Genomic DNA, 24,733 nt, shown 5'->3' on the forward strand with positions numbered 1-24,733 from the left:
CCGGATCGCTGGGCGTCGCCGGCCGCGGGTGCCGAGAATGTGGGGGCGGATCAGAGGTTGGTGAGGTCCACCGGGATCTTCGCCTCGCAGCCGTCCCGGAGGATGGTCGCCTCGATCAGGCCGTAGGGCCGGTCGGCGGCGTAGTACACGGCCCCGTCTTCGGTGGCGTTCTTGAGACCGAACGGCTCCAGGTCGACCAGGAAGTGGTGCTTGTTCGGCAGCGAGAAGCGGACCTCGTCGATCTCGCCGCGGTTGTTGATGATCCGCGAACCCATCTGGTACAGCGTCTGCTGGAGCGAGAGGGAGTACGTCTCGGCGAACGCCTGGAGCATGTGCTTCTTCGTCTGCTCGTAGGACTTCTCCCAACTCGGCATCTTCTGCTCGTCGTCGGTCCAGTTGAACCGCCAGCGAGCGGAGACCTGGGTGGCGAGGATGCGGTCGTAGGCCTCGGGGAGGGTCGTGTACTTGTCCTTGACGTAGCCCCAGAACTCGGAGTTGGTCGAGTTCATCACGACGAGGTCCTTGAGGCCGGATATGACCTCCCACCGCGAACCGTCGTACGTGATCTGCGTGAGCCGGGTCTCCTGGCCCTTGCGTACGAAGGAGTGCTTGACCTCGTCCGCGCCGATGAACCTGGAGTTGGCGTCGGAGGCCTCGATGCGCTCCCAGGCGTACTCCTCGATCCGGATCCGGGCCGTCCGGATCGGCTCCTGGCTGGTCACGAAGTGCCGGGCCAGATGGATGCCGAACTGCTCGGCCGACTCGATGCCGTGCTCCTTGGCGAACGCGAACACCGTGTTCTTGGTGGTGTCCGTCGGCAGGACGTTGGCGTTGGAGCCGGAGTAGTGGACCTCGTCCATGTCGCCGGAGAGCGCCACCGACACGTTCAGGTCCTTGATGTGGTGGGTGGCCCCGTCCCGCGTGATCTTTACGACCCGGTTCTCGGCCTTGCCGTACTGGTTCTGTCCAAGAATGGTAGGCATGTAGCTAGCTCCCTCGGTAAACGGAGTAGCCGAACGGGTTGAGCAGCAGCGGTACGTGGTAGTGCTCGCCCGGTACGACGGCGAACGTGATCGCCACCTCCGGGAAGAACACGGCCGGTCCGCTGTCCCGATTCGCGGGGGCGTCCTGCTGCGCATCGGCTTGCTTCTTCTCGAAATACGGCTCCACGGCGAAGTCGAGCCGTACGTGGGTGGTCCCCTCCGGCAGCGCCGGCAGGTCCTTGCACCGGCCGTCCGTGTCGGTCGCGCTGCCGCCGAGCGCCTGCCAGCCCGCGTCACGGCCCTCGCGGGCGGACAGCTGGACGGCGACGCCCTCGGCGGGACGGCCGAGCGAGGTGTCCAGGATGTGGGTGGACACGGAGGCGGTGGTGCTGGTGCTCATGGTGTCAGGCGTCCTCTGCGACGAGTCGGGCGAGCCGGATGCGGTTGATCTTGCCCAGTTCGGCGCGGACGATCTCCCGCTCCTGCTCGGGCGCGTTGCCGATCCGCTCCTTGACCGCGTCCCGCATCTCCTGTGCGCCGCGGCCCGTGGCGCAGATCAGGAAGACATGGCCGAACTTCTCCTGGTACGCCAGGTTGAGTTCGAGCATCTCCGCCTTGAGCGCTTCGGTGGCGCCGGCCATGCCGGACTGCTCGCGGGCCGAGGTGGGGTCGCCGGGCTTTGGGCGGCCGATCGGCGGATGTCCGGCCATGGCCTCCGCCAGGTCGGCCGGCCCGAGGTCGGCCATGGCCGCGTCACTGGCGGAGCAGAGGTCCTCGGGGCCGGCGTAGGGGCGGGCGGCGAGCAGGCGCCGGGCCCATGCGGTGGAGGCACACGCCTCGTGGAGGGCGGCGAGGGCCGCGTGCTCCTCCAGATCATTGAACCGGGCCAGACCCGGGGGCGTGGAAGTCGACGTCACGGGAGCCTCCGTGGCCGTAGGCGGCCTTCGTGCTGAACGGGCTGCCGTTAGCTAACGCCCTCCGGAACCCAGCGTCAACACTTTGTTGAAAATTCCGCGTAACAACCCCCGGGGCCCGAACCGCGGGTCAGCTCTCCTTCTCGCGGTTGAGGTAGTTGTAGACGGTGAAGCGGCTCACGCCGAGCGCACCCGCCACGGTCTCCACACCGTGCCGTACGGAGAAGGCGCCCCGCGCCTCCAGTATGCGCACGACCTCCTGCTTCGCCTTGCGGTCCAGGTCGGCCAGCGGCTTGCCCTGCTTGCGCTCCATGGCGGCCAGGATGTGGTCGAGCGAGTCGGCGAGCTGCGGCAGCCGTACGGCGACCACGTCGACGCCCTCCCAGGCGAGCACCACGTCGTCGGCGCCGGCCTCGTCGGGCGGGAGCAACTCCCCGCCCATGGCGTCGACCAGCGGCTTCACTGCCGTGATGAAGGGCTCGTCCGCGTTTCCGGTCACTTGTCGCCGTCCTCCCCCACCACGTTGACCTGGAGCGAGATCCGGGTGGCCCCGGCCTCCAGGGTCTGACGCAGCAGCGCGTCCACGGCGGTGAGCACGGCGTCGGCGCCGCCCTCCGCCGTGTTCCCGAACGGTCCGACATCCACCGCGTCCAGCTGAGCACCCTCGATGACGGCACGGGCGACCAGCGCGTGCGCGGGTGCCTCGTCGAGATCGAAGGGCTCGGTCGTGAACTCCACTCTCAATCGCATTGCGCCCCCAGAAAACGTCCCTGACCTGCGCTTCGCCGACCGCTGCACAGCCGCGACACACCCCGGGCCAGTCACTTCCACCGCGACGGAGCCGCTGCGTCCGCCACGAGCCGACCCTAGCCGACCGGAGCCCCCCTCCGCCCGGCCCGTTGTGCGGCGGTAAGTCCTAGGCCCGCTCGAACGTGCCGTACATGGCTGCTCTCGCGATCGCGTGGGTGAACAGGAGGAAGTCCATGGAGGCGGGGGTCGACGTCTCGGACACTCCCAGCTCTTCGACATCGACGGCGTGGACCACGAGGAAGTAGCGATCCGGGCCGTTGCCCAGCGGTGGCGCCGGGCCGAGGTATCTCCGGTGGCCGGCGTCGTTGGCCAGCGTCACCGCCTTGCCGGGCAGCTCCCTGCCGTCGCCCGCCCCGGCCGGAAGACCGGTCACGGAAGCGGGCAGGTCGGCCACCGCCCAGTGCCAGAACCCGGAGGCGGTCGGCACGTCCGGGTCGAACATCGCCACCGTGAAACTCCGCGTCTCCGCGGGAAAACCGGACCAGCTCAGCTGCGGCGAGACGTCCGTCCCGCCCGCCCCCAGAATGCCGCTCACCTGCTCGCGGGCGAGTCGCCCACCGTTCTCCACTGACTCCGAGGTCAACGAGAAAGTCCCGATCTCCGGCATGAAATCGTACGGGCCATAGGGTTTGATCATGGCAATCCTTCGGAAATCGGTACGGAGTTGCCAGGGGGCAGCCTCCCGGCTCAGCCGCGTTTGCGCAGGAAGCTCCGCAGCCGTCGCTCCGGCCAGGTGTTGATCACGTCGTCCTTGGTGAGCCAGCCGCGCTGGGCCGTGCCGATGCCGTAGCGCATGACGGCCAGATGGGGGACGGCGTGGGCGTCGCTGTTCACGGCGAACTTCACGCCGTGCCGACGGGCCCGCAGGATGTCCTCGTCGCGCAGGTCGAGGCGGTCCGGGTGGGCGTTGATCTCCAGGGCCGTACCGGTGCGGGCGCAGGCGGCGAAGACCGCGTCGAGGTCGGCGTCGACGCCGGGCCGCCTGCCGATGAGGCGGGTGGTGGGGTGGCCGATGATGTGCACGTACGGGTTCTCGCAGGCCCGCACGAGCCGCCGGGTCAGCGCGTCGCGCTCCTGGTTGAAGTGCGAGTGGATCGAGGCCACGCACAGGTCGAACCCGGCGAGGAAGTCGTCCGGCCAGTCCACCTCGCCCTCGGGGCCGATGTTCAGCTCGGTGCCGTGCAGCAGCCGCAGCCCGCCGCGCCGGCCCTTGGTGGGGTAGGTGCCGTCCAACTCGCGCACCCGCTCCCGCTGGGCCAGCGTCCGCTCGTCCGTCATGCGCTGCATGGCCAGGTCGGGCGCGTGGTCGGTGATCGCGTAGTACGCGTAGCCGCGCCGGGCGGCCGCCGCCACCATCTCCTCCAGCGGAGCGAGCCCGTCGGTGAGGTCGGTGTGGGTGTGCAGGTCACCGCGCAGGTCGGCCTCGGTGACCAGCTCCGGCAGCTCGTCCCGCAGCCCCGCCTCGATCTCGCCGCGGTCCTCGCGCAGGGGCGGCGGGATCCAGGGCAGGCCGAGGCGGCCGTACACCTCCTCCTCGGTCTCCGAGACGATCTTCTCGCCGCTCTCGGTGTCGAAGAGCCCGTACTCGGAGAGCTTCAGCTTCTGGTGCACGGCCCGTTCGCGGGTGCGGATGTTGTGGGCCTTCGAGCCGGTGAAGTACTGGAGCGCCGCGCCCCAGGAGTCCGGCGGTACGACCCGCAGGTCGACGTTGAGCCCTTTGCTGGTGCGGACCGACGTCTTGGTCTCGCCCTGCCCGATGACCTCGGTGACGTAGGGGAGCTCGGTGAACGCCCGCATGATCGGCGCCGACCTCCTCGCCGCGGCCAGGATGTCGATGTCACCGATCGTCTCGCGGTACCGGCGCAGGGAACCGGCGTAGGTGCATTTCTCGCAGCCGGTCACCGCGGACAGCGCTTCGACGATGCTCTCCGCCAGGTCCATCGCGACGTCCAGCTGCACCCGGCCGCCGGCCGACCGGAGCAGCTCGATGCCGTGCAGGAGGTTCTCCTCGGTCTTCGGTCCGAAGCCCTTGAGGTCGCGCAGCCGCTCCTGGTGGATGGCCTCGGCCAGTTCCTCGACCGAGGAGACGCCCAGCTCCTCGTAGACCGCCATGGCCTTCTTGGGGCCGAGCGTGGGGATGGCGGTCAGCCGCCGCACCCCGGCGGGGATCTTCGCCCGCAGCTCCTCCACGGCGGACACGCTGCCCTGGTCGAAGAACTCCAGGACCTTCTGGGCGATCGACTTCCCGACGTTCGGGATCTCCTGGAGCCCCTTGAGGTCGAGCGTGGCGACATCGGCGTGGTGACCGCCGACCGCCCGGGCGGCCTTCTCGTAGACCCGCGCCCGGAAGGCGTCTCCACCGGTGATGGAGATCAGGTCCGCGTACTCCTGGAACAGCGCGGCGACCTCGTCGTTGGACCGTGCCATGCCTTCAGGGTAGGGCGCGGCTTTTGCGCGGGCGCTCTTGACAGCTCTCCCGGCTCACAGGCAGTCTTCCATTAAGCAGAAACCAACTTCCGTAATACGGAAACACAGACAGTGGAAGGGAGCGCCGGCCCCCATGCCAGGTGTTGAATCGAGCGCAGCCGCAGAGCAGCGCTTCAACGTCAACCTGTCGATCCTCTTCACGGAACTCCCGCTCCTGGAGCGCCCCGCGGCCGCCGCCGCGGCCGGCTTCGGCGCGGTCGAGCTGTGGTGGCCCTGGGTCGACTCCCCCACCCCCGAGCGGTCCGAGCTCGACGCGTTGAAGAGCGCGATCGAGGACGCGGGCGTGCAGCTGACGGGCCTGAACTTCTACGCCGGACAGCTGCCCGGCCCCGACCGGGGCGCCCTGTCGATCCCGGGCGCGGAGTCGGAGAGGTTCCGCGCCAACATCGAGGTGGCGGCCGGCTTCGCGCAGTCGCTCGGCTGCAAGGCGCTCAACGCCCTGTACGGCAACCGCGTCGAGGGCGTGGACCCGGCCGAGCAGGACGCGCTGGCCCTGGAGAACCTGGCGCTCGCGGCCCGCGCGGCCGACCGGATCGGCGCGGTGCTCCTGATCGAGACCCTCAACCGCCCCGAGTCGCCGCGGTATCCGCTGGTGAGCGCACCGGCCGGCGTCGGCGTCGTAGACAAGGTCAACGAGGCCACGGGACTCGGCAACGCGCGCTTCCTCATGGACCTCTACCACCTGTCCATGAACGGCGAGGACCTGCCGTCGGTGATCGAGCGGTACGCCGCGAAGACCGGCCACGTGCAGATCGCCGACAACCCCGGCCGCGGCGCCCCGGGGACGGGTTCGCTCCCCCTGGAGGAACTGCTCGACCAGCTGCGGAAGGCCGGTTACGACGGCTGGGTCGGCCTGGAGTACAAGCCGGGCGACCGCCCGAGCGCGGACACCTTCGGCTGGCTGCCGGTGGAGCGGCGCGCCGCCCGTTGAGGTGACCGTCACCGGGGGCCGCCGCCCCCAGACCCCCGCTTCGGCCTGAACGGCCTCGTCCTCAAGCGCCGGACGGGCCGCTTTTGACGACGCCCGCCGCGCAGCAGACGTATCACAGCAGTAAGAGAGGCACTCCCTATGAGCACACTCCCCAAGATCGCCTGGATAGGCCTCGGCATCATGGGCTCCCCGATGTCCGAGAACCTGATCAAGGCGGGTTACGACGTCACCGGCTTCACGCTGGAGCAGGACAAGCTGGACCGGCTGGCCGCGGCCGGCGGCACCGCGGCCGCCTCGATCGCCGAGGCCGTGCGGGACGCGGACGTGGTCATCACGATGGTGCCCGCGTCGCCGCAGGTCGAGGCCATCGCCTACGGCCCGGACGGCATCCTGGAGCACGCACGGTCCGGCGCGCTCATCGTCGACATGTCGTCCATCACCCCGCAGACCTCCGTCGACCTGGCGAAGGCGGCCGGGAACAAGGGCATCCGCGTCCTGGACGCGCCGGTGTCCGGCGGCGAGGCCGGGGCGATCGAGGCCGTGCTGTCCATCATGGTCGGCGGCGAGCAGGCCGACTTCGACACCGCGAAGCCGATCTTCGAGGCACTGGGCAGGACCATCGTGCTGTGCGGTCCGCACGGCTCCGGTCAGACCGTGAAGGCCGCCAACCAGCTGATCGTCGCCGTGAACATCCAGGCGTGCGCCGAGGCCGTGGTCTTCCTGGAGAAGTCCGGCGTGGACCTGACGGCCGCGCTGGACGTCCTGGGCGGCGGACTGGCCGGCTCGACCGTGCTGGCGCGGAAGAAGGACAACTTCCTGAACCGCGACTTCAGGCCGGGCTTCCGGATCGACCTGCACCACAAGGACATGGGCATCGTGACCGACGCGGCCCGCAACGTCGGCGCCGCCCTGCCGGTCGGCGCCGTGGTGGCCCAACTGGTCGCCTCCCTGCGCGCGCAGGGCGACGGCGGCCTGGACCACTCCGCGCTGCTGCGCGCGGTCGAGCGCCTCTCCGGCGCCCAGGTCTGAGCCGCGACCCCACGACTTCCGGGCGGCGCCGCCGCTGACAACTGTCCTGTCGCGCCCAGGCGACGGCGCCGCCCGGAAACCACTTCAACAAACTGTTGACGCCCCAGCCGACCCGATCCTAGGCTCCACAAAGCGGAAATGGATTTCCGCTGACACCCGCACGGAAGGTCCACGATGTCGAAGCGCGTGCTCACCACCGAGTCCGGCGCCCCGGTCGCCGACAACCAGAACTCCGCCTCCGCCGGCGTCGGCGGCCCGCTCCTCCTCCAGGACCAGCACCTCCTCGAGAAGCTCGCCCGCTTCAACCGCGAGCGGATCCCGGAGCGCGTGGTGCACGCCCGCGGCAGCGGCGCGTACGGCTACTTCGAGGTGACCGACGACGTCACCGGCTTCACCCACGCCGACTTCCTGAGCACGGTCGGCGGGCGCACCGAGGTCTTCCTGCGGTTCTCGACGGTCGCCGACTCCCTCGGCGGCGCCGACGCCGTACGCGACCCGCGCGGCTTCGCCGTCAAGTTCTACACGGCGGAGGGCAACTACGACCTCGTCGGGAACAACACCCCGGTGTTCTTCATCAAGGACCCCATCAAGTTCCCCGACTTCATCCACTCGCAGAAGCGCGACCCCTTCACGGGCCGCCAGGAGCCGGACAACGTCTGGGACTTCTGGGCGCACTCCCCCGAGGCCACGCACCAGGTGACCTGGCTGATGGGCGACCGCGGCATCCCGGCGTCGTACCGGCACATGAACGGCTACGGCTCGCACACCTACCAGTGGACGAACGCCGAGGGCGCGGCCTTCTTCGTGAAGTACCACTTCAAGACCAACCAGGGCGTGCGCAGCCTGAGCGGTGAGCAGGCGGCGGAGCTCGCGGGCAAGGACCCCAACTCGCACCAGACGGACCTGCTCCAGGCCATCGAGCGGGGCGTCAACCCGTCCTGGACCCTGTACGTCCAGATCATGCCGGCGGCCGAGGCGGCGGACTACCGCTTCAACCCCTTCGACGTGACCAAGGTGTGGCCGCACCGGGACCACCCGCTCCAGCGGGTCGGCCGCCTGGTCCTGGACCGCAACCCGGACAACGTCTTCGCCGAGGTCGAGCAGGCCGCCTTCTCCCCGAACAACTTCGTGCCGGGCATCGGCCCCTCCCCCGACAAGATGCTCCAGGGCCGGCTGTTCGCCTACGCGGACGCGCACCGCTACCGCCTGGGCGTCAACCACACCCTGCTGGCCGTCAACGCACCGAAGGCGACGACCGCGCAGAACTACGGCCGGGACGGCTTCATGGCCGCCAACGCGCAGGGCAGGAACGCCAGGAACTACGAGCCGAACTCGTACGACGGCCCGGTGGAGACCGGCCGTCCGCTGGCCGCCCCGCTGGCCGTCGCCGGTCACACCGGCACCCATGAGGCCCCGCTGCACACCAAGGACGACGACTTCTACCAGGCGGGCGAGCTGTACCGGCTGATGTCCGAGGAGGAGAAGCGGCGTCTGGTCGCGAACATCGCCGGCGGCCTCTCGCAGGTCACCCGCGACGACGTGATCGAGAAGAACCTGGCCCACTTCCACGCCGCCGACCCGGAGTACGGCAAGCGCGTGGAGGAGGCGGTCCACGCCCTGCGCGAGGACTGACACAGACGGCCCGCGCACAGCCGGACGGCCCGGATGAGGGGTGGCCGGACGGAGGTGCGCGGGCGTGGCAAGGACCGCGGCGGCGTGCGAGCCAGTGCGGTGGTGAAGGAACCGAGCGCCCTTCTCGACCTGAGGGAAGGCCGCCCCGGCTCCGTCGCACCCGCCGCGGTCCCAGCCGTACCCAGACCCCGTCCGGCGGCGCGAACGACCTGTCGCGCCCAGCCTCGCGCCGTCGGACGGCCACAGCCGAAGAGGCCCGACCGAGCGCCGGAGCGCCGGATGCGGAACCGTCCGCGTCCTCCGCTCCGGCGCTTCGGCGTACCCGCGTCCGCGCTTCGGCGTACCCGCGTCCGCGCTTCGGCGTACCCGCGTCCGCGCTTCGGCGTACCCGCGTCCGCGCTTCGGCGTGCGCATCCGCCCCGGCCGCAGCACGCTGAAGGCATGACAGCACACCCACCCACGGAATTCCCCCATATCGTCGTGCACGCTCCCGCCCTGGACGGCTCCCGGCGGGTCACCGAGGCCGACGTGACCCTGGGGATCGCCTCGCATCTCGACGACGTGGTCGAGATCCTGCGGATGGCCGACCTGGACCGGATCGAGGTCGAGGAGAGCGACCTCATCGAGTGGCAGGGCGGCGGACCGGACGACTGGCCGGGACTCACCGAGCATCCCGAAAGCCCCTGAACCCGGGTAAAGCGGATGGCGAATCCTCAAATCAAGCTCTGAATCATGTTCAGCATGCTTCAACCGCCGCAGTCGTGGGGCATATTCACTGCACACGGAGCTCGCCGGCACGGGGGCGGCGGGCCCCGTGTCACCCACAGCACAGAGCGGGCGGCCCATCCCTCGGGATGGACCGCCCGCTCTGTTGTACCCCCGGCTCTCGTGCCCTGGCCGTCACCCCGGCACTCGCGCCCCGGCTCTCGTGCCCTGGCCGTCGCGCCCCGGCTGTCGTGTGGCGGCTCAGGCCTTCAGCGGCGGGCTCAGACCTTCAGCGTCCTGATCGATGTCGGCGCATGCCCGGGCTCGGTCGCGAGCTCCTCGAACTCGACGACGTTGCCGATGTCGTTGGTCGTGGACATCGAGATGTTGGTGACCCGCTCCAGGATCGCCTCCACCACCACCGGCACCCGGTGCTCCTGCGCCAGCTTCTTCGCCTGCTCGAGGGCCGCGCCCAGCTCGTTCGGGTCGGTCACCCGGATCGCCTTGCAGCCCAGACCCTCGGCGACCTTGACATGGTCGACGCCGTAGACGCCCAGCTCGGGCGAGTTGATGTTCTCGAACTCCAGGTTGACCTGGAAGTCGATGTCGAACGCCCGCTGCGCCTGGCGGATCAGGCCCAGGTAGGAGTTGTTGACGAGGACGTGGACGTACGGGATCTTGTGCTGCGCGCCGACCGCCAGCTCCTCCAGCATGAACTGGAAGTCGTAGTCGCCGGAGAGGGCCACCACGGAGGCCTCCGGGTCGGCCTTGGCCACGCCCAGCGCGGCCGGGATCGTCCAGCCGAGGGGGCCCGCCTGGCCGCAGTTGATCCAGTGCCGCGGCCTGAAGACGTGCAGCATCTGGGCGCCGGCGATCTGCGAGAGGCCGATCGTGGAGACGTACCGGGTCTCCGGGCCGAAGGCCTTGTTCATCTCCTCGTAGACACGCTGCGGCTTGATCGGGATGTCGTCGAAGTGGGTCCGGCGCTGGAGGGTCGCCTTCTTCTCCTGGGCCGCGGCGGCCCACTCACTCCGGTCGGGGAGCCCGCCCGCGCCCTTCAACTCCCGTGCCACCTCGACGAAGAGCTCCAGCGCGGCCCTGGCGTCGGAGGCGATGCCGTAGTCGGGGGCGAAGATCCTGCCGATCTGGGTCGGCTCGATGTCGACGTGCACGAACTTCCGGCCGGCCGTGTAGACGTCCAGCTTGCCGGTGTGCCGGTTGGCCCAGCGGTTGCCGATGCCGAGGACGAAGTCGGACTCCAGGAAGGTCGCGTTGCCGTAGCGGTGCGAGGTCTGCAGGCCCACCATGCCGGCGTTCAGCTCGTGGTCGTCGGGGAGCACGCCCCAGCCCATGAGGGTCGGGACCACCGGAACCCCTGTCAACTCCGCGAACTCCACCAGCAGTTCGGCTGCGTCGGCGTTGATGACTCCGCCGCCCGCGACGATCAGCGGCCGCTCGGAGGCGTTCAGCAGACCGATCGCCTTCTCGATCTGGGCGCGGGTCGCGGCCGGCTTGTAGACGGGGAGCGGCTCGTAGGTCTCCGGGTCGAACTCGATCTCGGTGAGCTGGACGTCGATCGGCAGGTCGATCAGGACCGGGCCGGGGCGGCCGGAGCGCATCAGATGGAAGGCCTGCTGGAAGACGCCGGGGACCTGGGCCGCCTCCAGCACGGTGACCGCCATCTTCGTCACCGGCTTGGCGATCGAGGCGATGTCGACGGCCTGGAAGTCCTCCTTGTGGATCACCGCGGTCGGCGCCTGGCCGGTGATGCAGAGGATCGGGACGGAGTCACCGGTGGCCGAGTACAACCCGGTGATCATGTCGGTGCCCGCCGGACCGGACGTGCCGATGCAGACGCCGATGTTGCCGGGGTGGGTCCGGGTGTAGCCCTCGGCCATGTGCGAGGCGCCCTCGACATGGCGGGCGAGGGTGTGGTCGATGCCTCCGGAGGCCTTGAGCGCCGCGTAGAACGGGTTGATCGCCGCGCCCGGCACCCCGAACGCGGCGCTGACGCCCTCGCGCTTGAGGATCTCAACTGCCGCACGGGCAGCGGTCATTCGAGCCATGGAGTACTCCTGCTTCGGCTGTCGGATGCCTGCTCCCGTCGCGCCCCGCGGTGAGCATAATTCCGCAATACGGAAATTAACTTCTACTATCTGAAATCAATGTAGGCGCGGGGACGAACGTCGTCAAGGGAGGGACAACCGGGCCCCGACGGGAGCACCATGGGACCGCCGAACCGACGCGACGCCTGGGGTGGGGCCATGTCCGAGACCGTGCCGGTGCGCTGTCCGGCCTGTCGGCGCGAGCACGTCTACATCGCGCCGTCGTACCCCTGCGCCTGCGGTGCCCCGGTCACCCCGTCCCTCGACGGCGGGACCGCGCCGACCCCGGTGGCGCACCGCTCCTGGGACGAGGACTGGGTGACGGTGAGCTGCGGCTCCTGCGGCCGCCGGGACCAGTGGCCACAGCCGGAGCTGGGCTGCCCGTGCGGGGCGGTGCTGCGCGTCCCGGTCGCCGGGACCGGGTCCGCGCCCGCGCCGGCCCCCGAGCCGCGGACGCCCTTCCAGCCGGTCACGATCCGGACCGCCCGGGACGCGGTCACCGCAGCCGCGCTCTATCTGCGCTGGCTCGGCTACCGGGACATACGCCGCGCCGACCAGCGACCGCCGTCCGGCATAGGCCTGGCCGCGCGCGGCCTGGTCGCCCAGGTGGACCCGACCGTGCGGCCGGCCGCACTGCGGGATGTGGAGTGCCTGTGGCTGACGGCGATGACGGAGGACTCCGGCTGCGTGTACTTCTCCCTCGCGGGGTACGCCGAGGACGCGCGCGAGCGGGCCGACGCGCTGGGGATACCGCTCTTCGTGCTGGACCTCACGGGGACGCCTCAGCCGGTCAACGGTCCCGCCGATGAACTGCACGCCTCAGGTCGGTGATCACCTGCGGGCCCGGTGGGGGCTGGTCGCGCAGTTCCCCGCGCCCCTACGGAGCGCCGGCGCTGTACGTCTCCCTCAGCTCGATCTTCCGCACCTTCCCCGACACCGTCATGGGGAAGTTCTCCAGGATCTGGATCCGGCTCGGCACCTTGTAGTGGGCCAGGCGGCCCTCGCAGAAGGCCCGCAGTTCCTCGAGGGTGAGCGGCTCGGCCGGGTCGTGCGGGATGACGCAGGCCAGGACCTCCTCGCCGTACCTCTCGTGCGGCACCCCGACCACCTGGACGTCACGGATCTTGGGGTGGGCGTAGAGGAACTCCTCGATCTCGCGCGGGTAGACGTTCTCGCCGCCCCGGATGATCATGTCCTTGATCCGGCCGACGATCTCGACGTATCCGTCGTCACGCATCATCGCCAGGTCGCCGGTGTGCATCCAGCGCCCGGGGTCGACGGCCTCCGCGGTCTTCTCGGGCTCGTTCCAGTAGCCGAGCATCACGCTGTAACCCCGGGTGCACAGCTCGCCTGCCGTTCCCCTGGGCCGGGTGACACCGGTGGCCGGGTCGACGATCTTCACCTCCAGGTGCGGCAGCACCCGGCCGACCGTGCCGGTGCGGTGTTCCAGGTCGTCGTCGATACGGGTCTGCAGGGACACCGGGCTGGTCTCGGTCATGCCGTAGCAGATGGAGACCTCCGCCATGTGCATCTCCGCGACCACCCGCTTCATCACCTCGACCGGGCAGGGCGAGCCCGCCATGATGCCGGTGCGCAGCGTGGAAAGGTCGTACGAGGCGAAGCCGGGGAGGTTCAGCTCCGCGATGAACATGGTCGGTACGCCGTACAGCGAGGTGCAGCGCTCCCGCTGGACGGCCTCCAGGGTGGCCTCGGGGTCGAAGGACGGGGCCGGGATCACGATGCAGGCGCCGTGCGAGGTGGCGGCCAGGTTGCCCATCACCATGCCGAAGCAGTGGTAGAAGGGCACCGGGATGCAGATCCGGTCCTGCTCGGTGTAGGAGACCAGCTCTCCGACGAAGTAGCCGTTGTTCAGGATGTTGTGGTGGGAGAGGGTGGCGCCCTTCGGGAAGCCGGTCGTCCCCGAGGTGTACTGGATGTTGATCGGGTCGTCGCAGGACAACTCCGCGGTGCGGGCCGTCAGTTCGGCACTCCGCTCCGGTGTACCGCGCGCGATGAGCGCATCCCAGCTCGGATCCCCTATGTACACGGCCTCCCGCAACTCCGGGCACCTGCCCCGCACTTCCTCCACCATCGCCCGGTAGTCGCTGCTCTTGTGGCTGAGGGAGGCGAACAGCAGGGAGATCCCCGCCTGGTTGAGGACGTACTCGACCTCGTGGGTGCGGTAGGCCGGGTTGATGTTCACCATGATCGCGCCGATGCGCGCGGTGGCGTACTGCACCAGCACCCACTCGGCGCAGTTGACCGCCCAGATGCCCACCCGGTCGCCCTTGGCGACGCCGCTCGCCAGCAGGGCGTACGCCAACCGGTCGACGTCAGCGGCGAACCGGGCGTAGGTCCAGCGCCGTCCGGACGGCACGTCCACGAGTGCCTCCCGGTCCGGCCAGGCCGCGACGGCCCGGTCGAGGTCGGCGCCGATCGTGTCGCCGAGCAGCACGGTCCCGCTCGTGCCGTGTGTGTACGAGGTGCTCACCGGAAGTCCTCCTCACGGTATTCCCCGGCCGAGCCCGCGGCGGTCGCCTCGCGCAGTTCGATCCGCCGGATCTTGCCGGACACGGTCTTGGGCAGCGGCGCGAACTCCAGCCGCCGGACCCGCTTGTACGGCGCCAGGACCTGGCGGGAGTGCTCGAAGAGCACCTTCGCGGTGTCCGGTCCTGGCTCCCAGCCCGCCGCGAGGACGATGTACGCCTTGGGCACGGCCAGCCGCAGCTCGTCCGGCGCCGGGACGACGGCCGCCTCGGCCACCGCCTCGTGTTCGAGGAGCGCGCTCTCCAGCTCGAAGGGGCTGATCTTGTAGTCGGACGCCTTGAACACGTCGTCCGCGCGGCCGACGTAGGTGATGTAGCCGTCCTCGTCCCGGGCGCCGATGTCACCGGTGCGGTAGTAGCCGCCGGCCATCGCCTCGGCCGTACGGTCCGCGTCCCCGTGGTAGCCGGTCATCAGGCCCACCGGCCCCGCCGACAGGTCGAGGGCGATCTCGCCCTCCGTCGCCCCCGGCGCGCCCGACACCGGGTCGAGCAGTTCGACGCGGTATCCCGGACTCGGCCGGCCCATCGACCCGGTCTTCAGCGGCTGGCCGGGGCTGTTGGAGACCTGTACGGCCGTCTCGGTCTGCCCGAACCCGTCCCGGACGGTGACGTTCCAGGCCCGCCGGACCTGCTCGATCACCTCGGGGTTGAGCGGCTCGCCGGCCGCCACCACCTCACGGGGCGGGGTGCGCAGCTGGGTCAGGTCGGCCTGGATCAGCATCCGCCACACCGTCGGCGGAGCGCAGAAGGAGGTCACCCCGTGCCGGTCCATCTCGGCCATCAGCCGGCCCGCGTCGAAGCGGCTGTAGTTGTGGATGAAGACGGTCGCCTCCGCGTTCCACGGCGCGAACAGGTTCGACCAGGCGTGCTTGGCCCAGCCCGGCGAGGAGATGTTCAGATGGACGTCGCCGGGCTTGAGGCCGATCCAGTACAGGGTGGCCAGATGGCCGATGGGGTACGAGGTGTGGGTGTGCTCGACCAGCTTGGGCCGGGCGGTGGTGCCCGAGGTGAAGTAGAGCATCAGCGGGTCGTCGGCGAGCGTCGGCCCGTCCGGCAGGAACTCGGCGGACGCCACGTACGCGTCCTCGTACGCCTCCCAGCCCTCCGCCGGCCCGCCCACCGCGATCCGGGTGTACGCGCCCGGCACCTCGGCGAACTTGGCGGTGTCCTCGGCGCGCGTGATGACGTGCTTCACCCGGCCCCGGTCGACCCGGTCGCGCAGGTCGGCCGGGCCGAGCAGCGGGGTGGCCGGGATGACGACGGCGCGCAGCTTCATCGCGGCCAGCGCGGTCTCCCACAGCTCGGCCTGGTTGCCGAGCATGACGAGGACGCGGTCCTCCGGCTCGACGCCCCGCGCCCGCAGATGGTTCGCGACCCGGTCGGAGCGCTCGGACAGCTCGGCGAAGGACAGCTTCGTCTCGGTGCCGTCCTCCTCGACGATGTGCAGGGCGGTGCGGTCGTTGCCCTCGGCGATGACGTCGAACCAGTCGAGCGCCCAGTTGAAGTGGTCCGGCCGCGGCCACACGAAGCCCTCGTAGGCGGTGGCATAGTCCGATCGGTGTTCCAGCAGGAAGTCCCGTGCCCTGCGGAAGTCCTCCGTCGCACTCGTCATACGCGTCTCCTTCGGTACCGGACCATTGCCGGGCGGCTCTCTGGCATCGTGTAATCCGTGATGCATGTCTCACTACCCCCGAACGGGGGTGTGGGCAGCACGAAGCCGGGGTCGAAGGGGCAGGACAGGTGGCAGCAGAGGTCGCGGGGGCGGTGGAGATACGCGGTGCGCTGGCCAGACTCCGGCGCGCCACCGGGCTCCCGATCGCCTTCGGCGGGCTCGTCGACGCCGACCGGCCGCAGGTCCGGATCAGCGAGCTGAGCGGCGCCAACACGGCCGCCCTGCGCTCGCTCGCGGTCAGCTCGGGCAACGGACTGGGCGGCAAGGCGGTCATGCTGGCCCGGCCGTGCGCGGTCACCGACTACTCCGTCTCCCGGCAGATCAGCCACGAGTACGACATCCCGGTGGCGGCCGAGGGCATCCGCTCGGTGCTCGCGGTGCCCGTGGTGGTACGGCGCCGGGTGCGGGGCGTGCTGTACGGCGCGCTGCGCACCGCCCAGCCGCTGGGTGACCGCACGCTGGGCGCGGCGGTGGCGGCGGCGCGGGACGTGGAGCAGGCCCTCGTCGTACGGGACGAGGCCCGGGGCCTGCTGGCGGCGGCGCGGCCGGAGCCCGCCGCCGGGGCGGATCCGGGGGCCGCCTGGGAGCAGGTGCGGGAGGCGCATGCCGCACTGCGGGCGCTGGCCCCGCGGATCCCCGACCCCGAGCTGCGCGCCGAACTCCTCGCCGCCTGCGGACTGCTGGCCGCCCCGGCGCCTGCGGCCGAGAGGACGCTGGCGCCCCGGGAGCTGGATGTGCTGGCCTGGGTGGCGGCCGGCGCCACCAACGCGGCGGTGGCCGAGCGGCTCGGCCTGCGGCCCGAGACGGTCAAGGGGTATCTGCGCTCGGCGATGCGGAAACTGGGCGCGCACACCAGGGGGGAGGCGGTGTCGGCGGCTCGTCGGACGGGGTTGTTGCCGTAGCGGAGGGAACCCATTCCATTCATGCATGCGCGCTTTGAATTACCCGATGCAAGGCCGCTGTTATTTCCCTCACCATGCCGTTCGGCCGGATTTCAGGGTTCGTTGCCTAGAATTTGGCCCGAACACGACACACGAGGGGAGCGGTGACCGTGCGACGGGACTTCCAGGAGCCTGCCCGATGCCGCCCCGACCTGGTCATCGGCCGGGCGGAGCTGCTCTCGGCCGCGCGTGAACAGCTCACCTCGGGCGGCAGCGTGCTCCTGCACGGGCCCGCCGGAATAGGGAAATCGACCGTCCTGGGGGCATTGGACGCCGAATACGCCGGCGCGGCGCGCACCGTGTTGCGCTGCTCGGCCACCGAGTCCGAATCCCATCTTCCGTTTCTGGCCCTCGCCGACCTCTTCGGGCTGGTCCTCGACGAGGTCGCGCCCCACCTGCCCGGCGCCCAGCGCACCGCCCTGGAGTCGGCGCTCACCGGCCGCGGCGAGTCCACCCTCCAGCGCGACGGCCTCGCCCTGCGCCTCGCGGTGCTGTCGGCACTGCGCGCACTGGCCGCCGAGGGCCCGGTACTGATCGTCGCCGACGACCTCCAGTGGCTGGATCCGGCCAGCGCCGAACTCCTCGGCTTCGCCGCCCGCCGCCTCGGCGGCACCCCGGTCCAACTGCTCTGCGCGGTCCGCACGGAGGGCCAGGAGTACGACCGTCACCTACGCGCGTCACCGCCGGACACCGTCGCCGTCCGCCTCGGCCCGCTCACCCGCAGGCAGGTCGCCGACCTCCTCGACCACCGCGGCCACGCGGCGCTGACCCGGGCCGCGGTCCGGGAGATCCACCGCACCAGCGGCGGCAACCCCCTGTTCGCCCTGGAGCTCGGCCGCGCCCTCGCCGAGAACCCCACCCCGCCCCGGCCCGGCGAGCCGCTGCCGGTGCCGACCTCGCTGCGCGCCCTGGTCCTCACCCGCCTGGACATGCTCTCCGTCGAGGCCCGCCGCACCCTCCTGGTGGCCAGCGCCGGCGCCCGGCCCACGCACGCCCTGCTGCACGCGGCCGGCCGGGAGAACGCCGAGGCCGAGTGCGCCCAGGCGGCCGAACTCGGGCTGCTGGCCACCGAGCCGGAGGGTCCGGCCGTACGCTTCGCGCACCCCCTCATCTCCGCCGCGCTGTACGCCGAGGCCCCCGCGCAGGAGCGCCGGGCCGCGCACGCGGCGCTGTCCACGGCCGCCTCCGACCCGATCGAGCGGGCCCGGCATCTGGCCCTGGCCGCCACCGGTACCGACCCGGAGGTGGCCGCCCGGCTCGCCGAGGCCGCGGCCCAGGCCCGGGACCGGGGCGCACCCTCGGTGGCCGCACAGCTCGGGCTGCTCTCCGCCCGGCACACGCCGGGGGACAACAGACCGGGCCCGGACGAGCGCCGGCTGCTGGCCGCCGAGGACGCGATCAGCGCCGGCGAGGTGGACCTCGCCCAGGACATCGCCCGCGAGGTGCTCACCCGGGCCACCCGGCCCGCCGACCGGGTGCGGGCCTGGATCCTGGTGATCGACTCCGCCGGCCACACCATGACCGAGGTCGACGCGGCCTTCCCGCACGCCCTCGCCGACGCCGGCGACGACCCGCGGCTGCTCGGCAAGGTCCACTACCAGCTGGCCTGGCGGGCCCTGATCGTGGAGGGCGACTTCACCGAGGCCCGGCAGGCGGCCGCGCACTCCGCCGGCCTCGCCGCGCGCGGCGACGACCGGCGCACCGAGCTGCTCGCGCTGTCCCTGCAGGCCCAGGTCGAGACCCTGATGGGCCATCCGGGGGCACCCGCCACCATCAAGCGCGCGCTGAAGGAACCGCAGGACCCGAACGTGTCGTGCCATCACAACGGGGCCGGCAGCGCCCGGTTCCGCTGGCTGGTGATGGGCGATCAGCTGGCCGAGGCCCGGGCCACGGTCACCGCGCTGCTGCGCGAGGTCCGCCGGCGCGGCCAGGTGGAGAGCGAGGTGCACTTCCTGCGCGGGCTCGCCGAGACCGAACTGCGCTCCGGGCACTGCGGCCGGGCCCTCGACCTGGCCCGCGAGGGCCTGCACCTGGCCCACGACTGCGGGATCGGCGAGACCGCCTCCGCGATGCTCACCTCGCTGGCCGAGGCCTCCGGCGGTGACGTGGACCGGGGTCTGGCGCTGGCCCGGGAGGCGGTGGACCACGCCGAACAGGACGGCGACACCATGTACCTGTCCCGGGCTCTCGGCGCCCTCGGATACGCCCAGTTGGTGGCGGGCGACCCGGCGGGCACCGTGCGCTCGCTGCGCCGGGTGCGGGAGCTGGAGCAGAGCCTCGGCATCACCGACCCGGCGCGCGGCCGCTGGCAGGGCGACCTGGCCGAGGCGCTGGTCCGGGTGGGTGAGACGGCCGAGGCGCAGGACGTCATCGACGTCACCCGGGAGCACGCGCTCAGGCTCGGCCGGGAGAGTGTTCTCGCCGTTCTGGACCGGGCCGAGGCACTCGTCCGGGCGGCGCACGGCGAGCACGAGGCGGCCGTGGCCCAGCTGACCTCGGCTCAGCACCAGTTCGCCAAACTGGGCTACGGCCTGGAGGAGGCCCGGGCCGCGTTCGCCCTGGCCTCGCTGCGCGAGCGTCGTTCCCCCACGGCGTACGACGAGGCCACCCGGCTGTTCCGGCGGTGCCGGGCGCTGCCGTGGTTGCGCCAGGTGGACGAGGCCGTCTCGGTGCCCGGGTCCGAGCCCGAGCCGGCGGTCGAGGCGCCGGCCGAGCCGGCCGCGACCCTGGAGGGGCTGGCCGCGATGGAGCGTCAGGTCGCCGCGCTGGTCATGGAGGGTGCCACGAACCGGGAGATCGCCGCCCGGCTGTTCATCAGCGTCAAGACGGTGGAGGCGACGCTCACCCGGGTCTACCGCAAGCTGGGCATCCGATCGCGCGTGGACATAGTCCGTTTGGCGGCAGGGCGGCGCGCGAAGTGAGAGCGCTCCCGGTTAACTGAGGCGGACCGAGGGTTTTCCCTCCCCCATCCCCCTAGGGGGTTCCCTCATTGGGAGGGTGGGGTTCCGGGTTCTAGCTTATGGATGTGCCGCTCGCCCGGGCATACGGGGGTCGGTCCCGCGACCCCCGTGCACCCCCCACACCCGCGCGACCCCCCACCGGCAACCCCCACTGAGGAGACTCATGTTCGGGCTCAACCGCGCCAGAAAGACCGCCGCCGTCCTGGCGGCGACGGCTGCCGCCGCAGCGACCGCGCTGATCGCGTCCCCCACCGCGTCAGCCGCCCCCCAGCCGATCGTCGGCGGCACGACGACCACGACCACCGCGTACCCGTTCATGATGCAGATCACGGACGCGTCCGGCAGCCAGTTCTGCGGCGGCACCCTGGTGTCGGCGACCAAGGTGGTGACCGCCGCCCACTGCATGGAGGGCGAGAGCACCAGCAGCGTCCGCGTGGTCGGCGGCCGTACGAACCTGAACGGCACCAACGGCACGGTCAGCCGGGTCAGCAAGATCTGGATCAACCCGGACTACACGGACGCCACCAACGGCGACGACGTGTCGGTCCTCACCCTCTCGACGGCGATGTCGTACACCCCGGTGTCGTACGTCAGCTCCTCCCAGACCAGCGTGTACGCGGCCGGCACCACGGCCCGCATCCTCGGCTGGGGCACCACCTCGGAGAACGGCAGCTCCTCCAACCAGCTGCGGACCGCGACCGTCCCGATCGTGTCCGACACCAGCTGCAAGAGCTCCTACGGTTCGGACTTCGTCCAGACCGACATGGTTTGCGCCGGATACACCTCCGGTGGCGTAGACACCTGCCAGGGCGACAGCGGCGGTCCCCTGCTCATCGGGGGCGTCCTGGCAGGGATCACTTCCTGGGGAGAGGGGTGCGCGGAGGCCGGTTACCCGGGTGTCTACACCCGGCTGACCACCTTCTCGAACCTGGTGACCACGCAGGTCAACTCGTAACCAGAAGACCTCCCGAGCCTCGCTCGGGTGAGTGACCAGGGGGCGTTGCGGGCTACCACGAGCAGCCCGCAACGCCCCCTATCCATGTCCCGGCCGGGCTACTTGTCGGCGGTGAGTCTGCCCGCCGCGCCCCAGCTGTCCGCCGGGACCTCGTGGATCCACACCTGCACGGTCTCGGCGGGGATCTTGTAGGCGTCGACAAAGGCGTCCGTGACCCGCTTGACGAGGTCCCGCTTGAGTTCGGTGTCGCGGGGGCCCTGCTGGATGGTGACGATCGGCATCGCTGAACTCCTCCGAGTGCGCTTCCTGTTCGGTGGGTCCAGTCCATCGCACGGTGCGTCCGTGACCAAGAAGCAGGTCGCGACCGCAGCGATCAGCGTTCGTGATCGTCGCAGGCCAGCAGCAGGGCGTCCAGGTGCGGAGGCGGCGCGACGGCGGACACGGCGAGACCGGTCGGCAGGGCCAGGCCGGGCGCCCGGAACGGTACGAAGGTCACCCTCGGGCTGTGCAGCACGCGCGCGTGGGACGCGTAGACGACCGTCCACAGGGGGCGGGTGCCGATGCTGGCGAGGGTGTCCTGGAGGGAGCCGGTCGACGGTCCGGGCGTCGGCTCGAAGCCGGCGTCCCGGCAGGCACCGACGACCAGGTCGACCAGGGCCGGGTTGTTGCGGCGCTCGGTGAGCGCCAGGGGCAGCCCGGCCAGTTCGCCGACGCCGATCTCCGGGCGTCCGGCGAGCGGGTGGCCGGCGGGGACGGCGGCCACCAGGGGGTCGGGCCACAGCGGATGGACCCGAACACCGGGCACCGGCTCCACGGCGCGCACGAACGCGGCGTCCAGCCGCCCGCCCGCGACCCTCGCGAGGCGCTCGGCGACCGGCAGCGAGTACAGCTCGACGGGCACGTCCGGCGCGTGGTGCGCGAACGCGGCCAGCACCCGGTCCAGGTGCGCGCCGAGCCCCGTACTGGTGCCGATCCTGAGCCCGGTCGGCGGGGCGACGGCGGCCCGGGCCCGCTCGGCCGCCGCCAGCACCGCCCGCGCCTCGGGCAGCAGCCGCTCCCCCGCGCCGGTGAGCCGGACCCGGCGCGGCGAACGGTCGAACAGTTCGGCGCCCAGCTCCCGCTCCAGCCGCTGTATCTGCATGCTCACCGCGGACTGCACGATGTGCAGCCGGTCGGCGGCCCTCCCGAAGTGCAACTCCTCGGCGACGGCGACGAAGTAGGTGAGCTGCCGCAGTTCCATGGCCCCGACTCTAGAGGCCCCGCTCGTATGTGCGCCGAATGAGGGGCGCGGGCGCACGTCACGCGAACGTGCTCCGAGCGGGCGGCACGGGAGGCGTCACGCGAACGTGCTCCGAGCGGGCGGCACGGGAGGCGTCACGCGAACGTACTCCGAGCGGGCGGCACGGGCGCACGTCACGCGAACCTACTCCGAGCGAGCGGCGCGGGCGGCATCACGCGAACGTGCTCCGAGCGGGCGGCACGGGAGGCGTCACGGCGATCGCGCAGAGTTGGGAGATCACCGGGCTACGACGGTTCCGAACCGGATGTCGTACGGCGTCCCGGGGTGCAGGACGGCCAGCATCCGCTCGCCTTCCTCCAGGACGGCGGCCCGCTGAGCCCGGTTCAGCGGCCCGAAGACCTCGATGACCAGGGTGTTGTCCACCGGCTTCCACACGCCCGCCAGAAAGCCGTCGACGAGCAGGGCGCGGTGGGGCTGGTTGCCCTGCCAGAGGCGGCCCCGGTGCTCGGGCGGGATGACCCGGGTGCGGTCGGCGTGCGAGAGGAGGAGGTTGTCGTACTCGGGGAGGAAGCGCGGCGGGGCGGGGGTCTCGGGGTCGGGGCGGGGTGCGTCGGGCAGGTCGAAGAGTTCGACGCCGTGCTCGTCCCGGAAGGCGAGGAGACGGGGCCGGAGCCGTTCGAAGACCTCGCGCAGCCGGGTGAGTCCGGCCCAGATCTGCATGTCCTTGACGGAGGCCGGGCCGAAGGCGGCGAGATAGCGGAGCACGGTGCCGTCCGGCGCCGGGGCCGGTGCGGCCGGGCGGCCCAGCCAGTGCTCGGCGGTGGTCAGGGCGACCTGCCCGGACCGGCCCCACAGGCCGCGCGGGGGGACGTGGACGAGGGGCAGGACGCAGCGGGCGGCGATGGCGAGTGACTGCGGGTCGGCGTCGGGCCACTCGGCGAGGAGGACCTGGCGCAGCTCGGCCATGGTGCGCGGCTCGGCCTCGACCAGGTCACGGGCGAGGACGGCGAGCCGGTCCAGGTCGACGCCGGCGAGGCCCTTGTGGAAGCCGGTCAGCTCCCGGTCCCGGGCGGGCTGGACGAGCGGGCGCAGGGTGCGGGCGTCGTCGGCGGTGTGGGTGTGGATGGTCGACCGCAGCGTGACGATACGCACGACCTCCCGGTCCGCCATCAGCTGTGAGAGCCGCTCGGGGTCGAAGCCGTCCAGGCGGGCGGCGAGGGCGTGGTACGGCGGCTTCACGTTCTGCGCCTGCAGACCGACGAGGTGTGCCACGGCGTCCTTGACCGACCGGGGTGAGCGGCGCAGCAGGAGCTGACGGTCGAGGGTGGCACGGTTGAGGGCGCGGGTGCCGAGGAGCGGGCCAGTCGACGTCTTCGTCATAGCGTGCACGCTAACGCCCGTCGCGGACAGATCCTGTCCGCTTCTCTCACCGAATCCCGTCCTTGATTCCCTCCGCCGGGCCTGTATGCCCCGTATATCCTGCTCGAAGACCCGGTGATCACGCCTGACCACACCTGACCGCGCCCGACCACTACGATCACACGGGTCACGCCGATGCAGTCCCATCGAGAGGCGGCCGCGATGTCCGAGCGACGCCCCAGCCCGGCCTCGAAGAGTTCCGGGAACGGCAGGAACGGCCGGAACACCAGAAGGTCCGTCTGGCGCCGCGCCCTGCCGCCGGACCAAGACACGGCCGAGCTGCCGGAGCCGGGCTCCGCGACGGCGGCGACACCGGGCGAGCCGCCGAGCGTGGTGGAGGCGGCGCTGTACCGGGACGGGGTGCGGGTGTCGACGCCCGCGACTCTCGCGCAGACGTACCGCGAACTGCGCGACCAGCCCGCGGGGATGGCGTGGATCGGTCTGGCCCGCCCCACCTCGGACGAACTCCTCTCCCTGGCCGCCGAGTTCGACCTGCACCCGCTCGCGGTCGAGGACGCGATGGAGGCACACCAGCGCCCGAAGCTGGAGCGGTACGGCGACACGCTCTTCGTCGTCCTGCGTGCCGCCCGCTATCTGGACGCGCCGGAGGAGGTCGACTTCGCCGAGTTGCACGTCTTCGTGGGCCCGGACTTCGTGATCACGGTGCGGCACGGCGCGGCACCCGACCTCTCGGCGGTCCGCCACCGCATGGAGGACAGCCCCGACCTGCTCAAACTCGGCCCGGAGGCAGTCCTCTACGCCATACTCGACGCGGTGGTGGACGGCTACGCCCCGGTCGTCGAGGGCGTCCAGAACGACATCGACGAGATCGAGACGGAGGTCTTCCGCGGCGACCCGGAGGTCTCCCGCCGCATCTACGAACTCTCCCGCGAGATGGTCGAGTTCCAGCGCGCCACCCGCCCCCTGGTCGGCATGCTGCACAGCCTGATCGCCGGCTTCGCCAAGTACGACACGGACGAGGAACTCCAGCGCTATCTCCGCGACGTCGCCGACCACGTCACCCACATCAGCGAACGCGTGGACGGCTTCCGCCAGGCCCTCACGGAGATCCTCACGGTCAACGCGACCCTGGTCACCCAGCAACAGAACGCGGAAATGCGAGCGTTGGCGGAAGCGGGCTTCGAACAGAACGAGGAGATCAAGAAGATCTCCTCGTGGGCGGCGATTCTGTTCGCGCCGACGCTGGTAGGGACGATCTATGGGATGAACTTCAGGGAGATGCCGGAGCTGCACTGGGTACTCGGCTATCCCTTCGCCATCGTCCTGATGGCGGTCGTATGCACCAGTCTGTACTTCATCTTCAAGCGCAAGGACTGGCTCTAGCCGCTCGCGCTGCGCTCGAGTTCCTGTTCACACTTTGCTCACACATCTGCTGCGGAAGCT

22 protein-coding genes are annotated in these 24,733 nt (G+C 71.1%); 9 read left to right on the forward strand and 13 right to left on the reverse strand.

Annotated elements, in window-relative coordinates:
- Positions 1 to 50 precede the first annotated feature (50 nt).
- From pucL to polX, 7 genes are all read right to left on the reverse strand, one after another.
- Positions 51 to 983, reverse strand: coding sequence for a factor-independent urate hydroxylase (gene pucL, locus ACWDGI_RS35890; RefSeq protein WP_450766366.1), 933 nt, complete (start codon positions 981 to 983; stop codon positions 51 to 53).
- A gap of 4 nt (positions 984 to 987) precedes the next feature.
- The gene (gene uraH, locus ACWDGI_RS35895; RefSeq protein WP_450766368.1) at positions 988 to 1,383 is read right to left on the reverse strand and encodes a hydroxyisourate hydrolase; all 396 of its coding nucleotides are present in this window, start codon (positions 1,381 to 1,383) and stop codon (positions 988 to 990) included.
- 4 nt (positions 1,384 to 1,387) lie between these two features.
- Positions 1,388 to 1,900 carry a 2-oxo-4-hydroxy-4-carboxy-5-ureidoimidazoline decarboxylase gene (gene uraD / locus ACWDGI_RS35900; protein ID WP_450766370.1) on the reverse strand — a complete coding sequence of 171 codons (513 nt, stop codon included), beginning with the start codon at positions 1,898 to 1,900 and terminating at the stop codon, positions 1,388 to 1,390.
- Positions 1,901 to 2,027: 127 nt separating this feature from the next.
- The gene (locus tag ACWDGI_RS35905) at positions 2,028 to 2,396 is read right to left on the reverse strand and encodes a helix-turn-helix domain-containing protein (protein WP_360475216.1); all 369 of its coding nucleotides are present in this window, start codon (positions 2,394 to 2,396) and stop codon (positions 2,028 to 2,030) included.
- On the reverse strand, positions 2,393 to 2,647 hold the full coding sequence (locus ACWDGI_RS35910; protein WP_450766373.1) for a hypothetical protein: 255 nt from the start codon (positions 2,645 to 2,647) through the stop codon (positions 2,393 to 2,395). Before ACWDGI_RS35910 ends, ACWDGI_RS35905 begins: the two co-directional genes overlap by 4 nt.
- A 166-nt stretch (positions 2,648 to 2,813) precedes the next feature.
- Positions 2,814 to 3,344, reverse strand: a complete 531-nt coding sequence (locus ACWDGI_RS35915; protein ID WP_450766375.1) for a YbhB/YbcL family Raf kinase inhibitor-like protein — start codon at positions 3,342 to 3,344, stop codon at positions 2,814 to 2,816.
- A gap of 50 nt (positions 3,345 to 3,394) precedes the next feature.
- Positions 3,395 to 5,134, reverse strand: a complete 1,740-nt coding sequence (gene polX / locus ACWDGI_RS35920) for a DNA polymerase/3'-5' exonuclease PolX (protein WP_450766377.1) — start codon at positions 5,132 to 5,134, stop codon at positions 3,395 to 3,397.
- A gap of 133 nt (positions 5,135 to 5,267) precedes the next feature.
- On the opposite strand from polX, the gene ACWDGI_RS35925 reads away from it, so the two are divergent.
- From ACWDGI_RS35925 to ACWDGI_RS35940, 4 genes are all read left to right on the forward strand, one after another.
- Positions 5,268 to 6,125, forward strand: a complete 858-nt coding sequence (locus ACWDGI_RS35925) for a TIM barrel protein (RefSeq protein ID WP_450766379.1) — start codon at positions 5,268 to 5,270, stop codon at positions 6,123 to 6,125.
- Positions 6,126 to 6,263: 138 nt separating this feature from the next.
- Positions 6,264 to 7,154, forward strand: a complete 891-nt coding sequence (locus ACWDGI_RS35930; RefSeq protein ID WP_450766381.1) for a 2-hydroxy-3-oxopropionate reductase — start codon at positions 6,264 to 6,266, stop codon at positions 7,152 to 7,154.
- A 174-nt stretch (positions 7,155 to 7,328) separates the two neighbouring features.
- Positions 7,329 to 8,786, forward strand: a complete 1,458-nt coding sequence (locus ACWDGI_RS35935) for a catalase (RefSeq protein ID WP_450766383.1) — start codon at positions 7,329 to 7,331, stop codon at positions 8,784 to 8,786.
- A gap of 441 nt (positions 8,787 to 9,227) precedes the next feature.
- Complete coding sequence (locus ACWDGI_RS35940; protein ID WP_360475240.1) at positions 9,228 to 9,473, forward strand: hypothetical protein; 246 nt, start codon at positions 9,228 to 9,230, stop codon at positions 9,471 to 9,473.
- 299 nt (positions 9,474 to 9,772) lie between these two features.
- Here the strand turns inward: ACWDGI_RS35940 and gcl are convergent, their stop codons facing one another.
- A complete protein-coding gene (gene gcl, locus ACWDGI_RS35945; protein WP_450766385.1) occupies positions 9,773 to 11,557 on the reverse strand; it encodes a glyoxylate carboligase in 1,785 nt (594 codons plus the stop codon).
- 198 nt (positions 11,558 to 11,755) lie between these two features.
- Here gcl and ACWDGI_RS35950 point away from each other — a divergent pair, with 198 nt between their 5' ends.
- Complete coding sequence (locus ACWDGI_RS35950) at positions 11,756 to 12,427, forward strand: hypothetical protein (protein WP_450766387.1); 672 nt, start codon at positions 11,756 to 11,758, stop codon at positions 12,425 to 12,427.
- A gap of 46 nt (positions 12,428 to 12,473) precedes the next feature.
- Here ACWDGI_RS35950 and ACWDGI_RS35955 read toward each other — a convergent pair whose 3' ends face one another.
- Together ACWDGI_RS35955 and ACWDGI_RS35960 are read right to left on the reverse strand one after the other, a co-directional pair.
- On the reverse strand, positions 12,474 to 14,087 hold the full coding sequence (locus tag ACWDGI_RS35955) for an AMP-binding protein (protein ID WP_450766389.1): 1,614 nt from the start codon (positions 14,085 to 14,087) through the stop codon (positions 12,474 to 12,476).
- Positions 14,084 to 15,754, reverse strand: coding sequence for an AMP-binding protein (locus ACWDGI_RS35960; protein ID WP_450766391.1), 1,671 nt, complete (start codon positions 15,752 to 15,754; stop codon positions 14,084 to 14,086). Before ACWDGI_RS35960 ends, ACWDGI_RS35955 begins: the two co-directional genes overlap by 4 nt.
- A gap of 128 nt (positions 15,755 to 15,882) precedes the next feature.
- Here ACWDGI_RS35960 and ACWDGI_RS35965 point away from each other — a divergent pair, with 128 nt between their 5' ends.
- The 3 genes from ACWDGI_RS35965 to ACWDGI_RS35975 all read left to right on the forward strand — a co-directional run bounded on the left by ACWDGI_RS35965 (position 15,883) and on the right by ACWDGI_RS35975 (position 20,670).
- The gene (locus tag ACWDGI_RS35965) at positions 15,883 to 16,716 is read left to right on the forward strand and encodes a response regulator transcription factor (RefSeq protein ID WP_450766393.1); all 834 of its coding nucleotides are present in this window, start codon (positions 15,883 to 15,885) and stop codon (positions 16,714 to 16,716) included.
- 143 nt (positions 16,717 to 16,859) lie between these two features.
- Positions 16,860 to 19,676, forward strand: a complete 2,817-nt coding sequence (locus tag ACWDGI_RS35970) for a helix-turn-helix transcriptional regulator (protein ID WP_450766395.1) — start codon at positions 16,860 to 16,862, stop codon at positions 19,674 to 19,676.
- A 202-nt stretch (positions 19,677 to 19,878) separates the two neighbouring features.
- Positions 19,879 to 20,670, forward strand: a complete 792-nt coding sequence (locus ACWDGI_RS35975; protein ID WP_382542516.1) for a S1 family peptidase — start codon at positions 19,879 to 19,881, stop codon at positions 20,668 to 20,670.
- Between the two features lie 98 nt (positions 20,671 to 20,768).
- On the opposite strand, the gene dmpI is transcribed toward ACWDGI_RS35975, so the two are convergent.
- The 3 genes from dmpI to ACWDGI_RS35990 form a co-directional block, all read right to left on the reverse strand.
- Positions 20,769 to 20,951, reverse strand: a complete 183-nt coding sequence (gene dmpI / locus ACWDGI_RS35980) for a 4-oxalocrotonate tautomerase DmpI (RefSeq protein ID WP_360475260.1) — start codon at positions 20,949 to 20,951, stop codon at positions 20,769 to 20,771.
- Between the two features lie 92 nt (positions 20,952 to 21,043).
- A complete protein-coding gene (locus ACWDGI_RS35985; RefSeq protein ID WP_450766397.1) occupies positions 21,044 to 21,910 on the reverse strand; it encodes a LysR substrate-binding domain-containing protein in 867 nt (288 codons plus the stop codon).
- A 276-nt stretch (positions 21,911 to 22,186) separates the two neighbouring features.
- Positions 22,187 to 23,290: a winged helix DNA-binding domain-containing protein gene (locus ACWDGI_RS35990; protein ID WP_450766399.1), complete on the reverse strand. Its 1,104-nt coding sequence runs from the start codon at positions 23,288 to 23,290 to the stop codon at positions 22,187 to 22,189.
- A gap of 201 nt (positions 23,291 to 23,491) precedes the next feature.
- Here ACWDGI_RS35990 and ACWDGI_RS35995 point away from each other — a divergent pair, with 201 nt between their 5' ends.
- Positions 23,492 to 24,673, forward strand: a complete 1,182-nt coding sequence (locus tag ACWDGI_RS35995; RefSeq protein WP_450766401.1) for a magnesium and cobalt transport protein CorA — start codon at positions 23,492 to 23,494, stop codon at positions 24,671 to 24,673.
- The last annotated feature ends 60 nt before the right edge of the window (positions 24,674 to 24,733 follow it).

This window comes from Streptomyces sp. NPDC001220 (assembly GCF_053597895.1).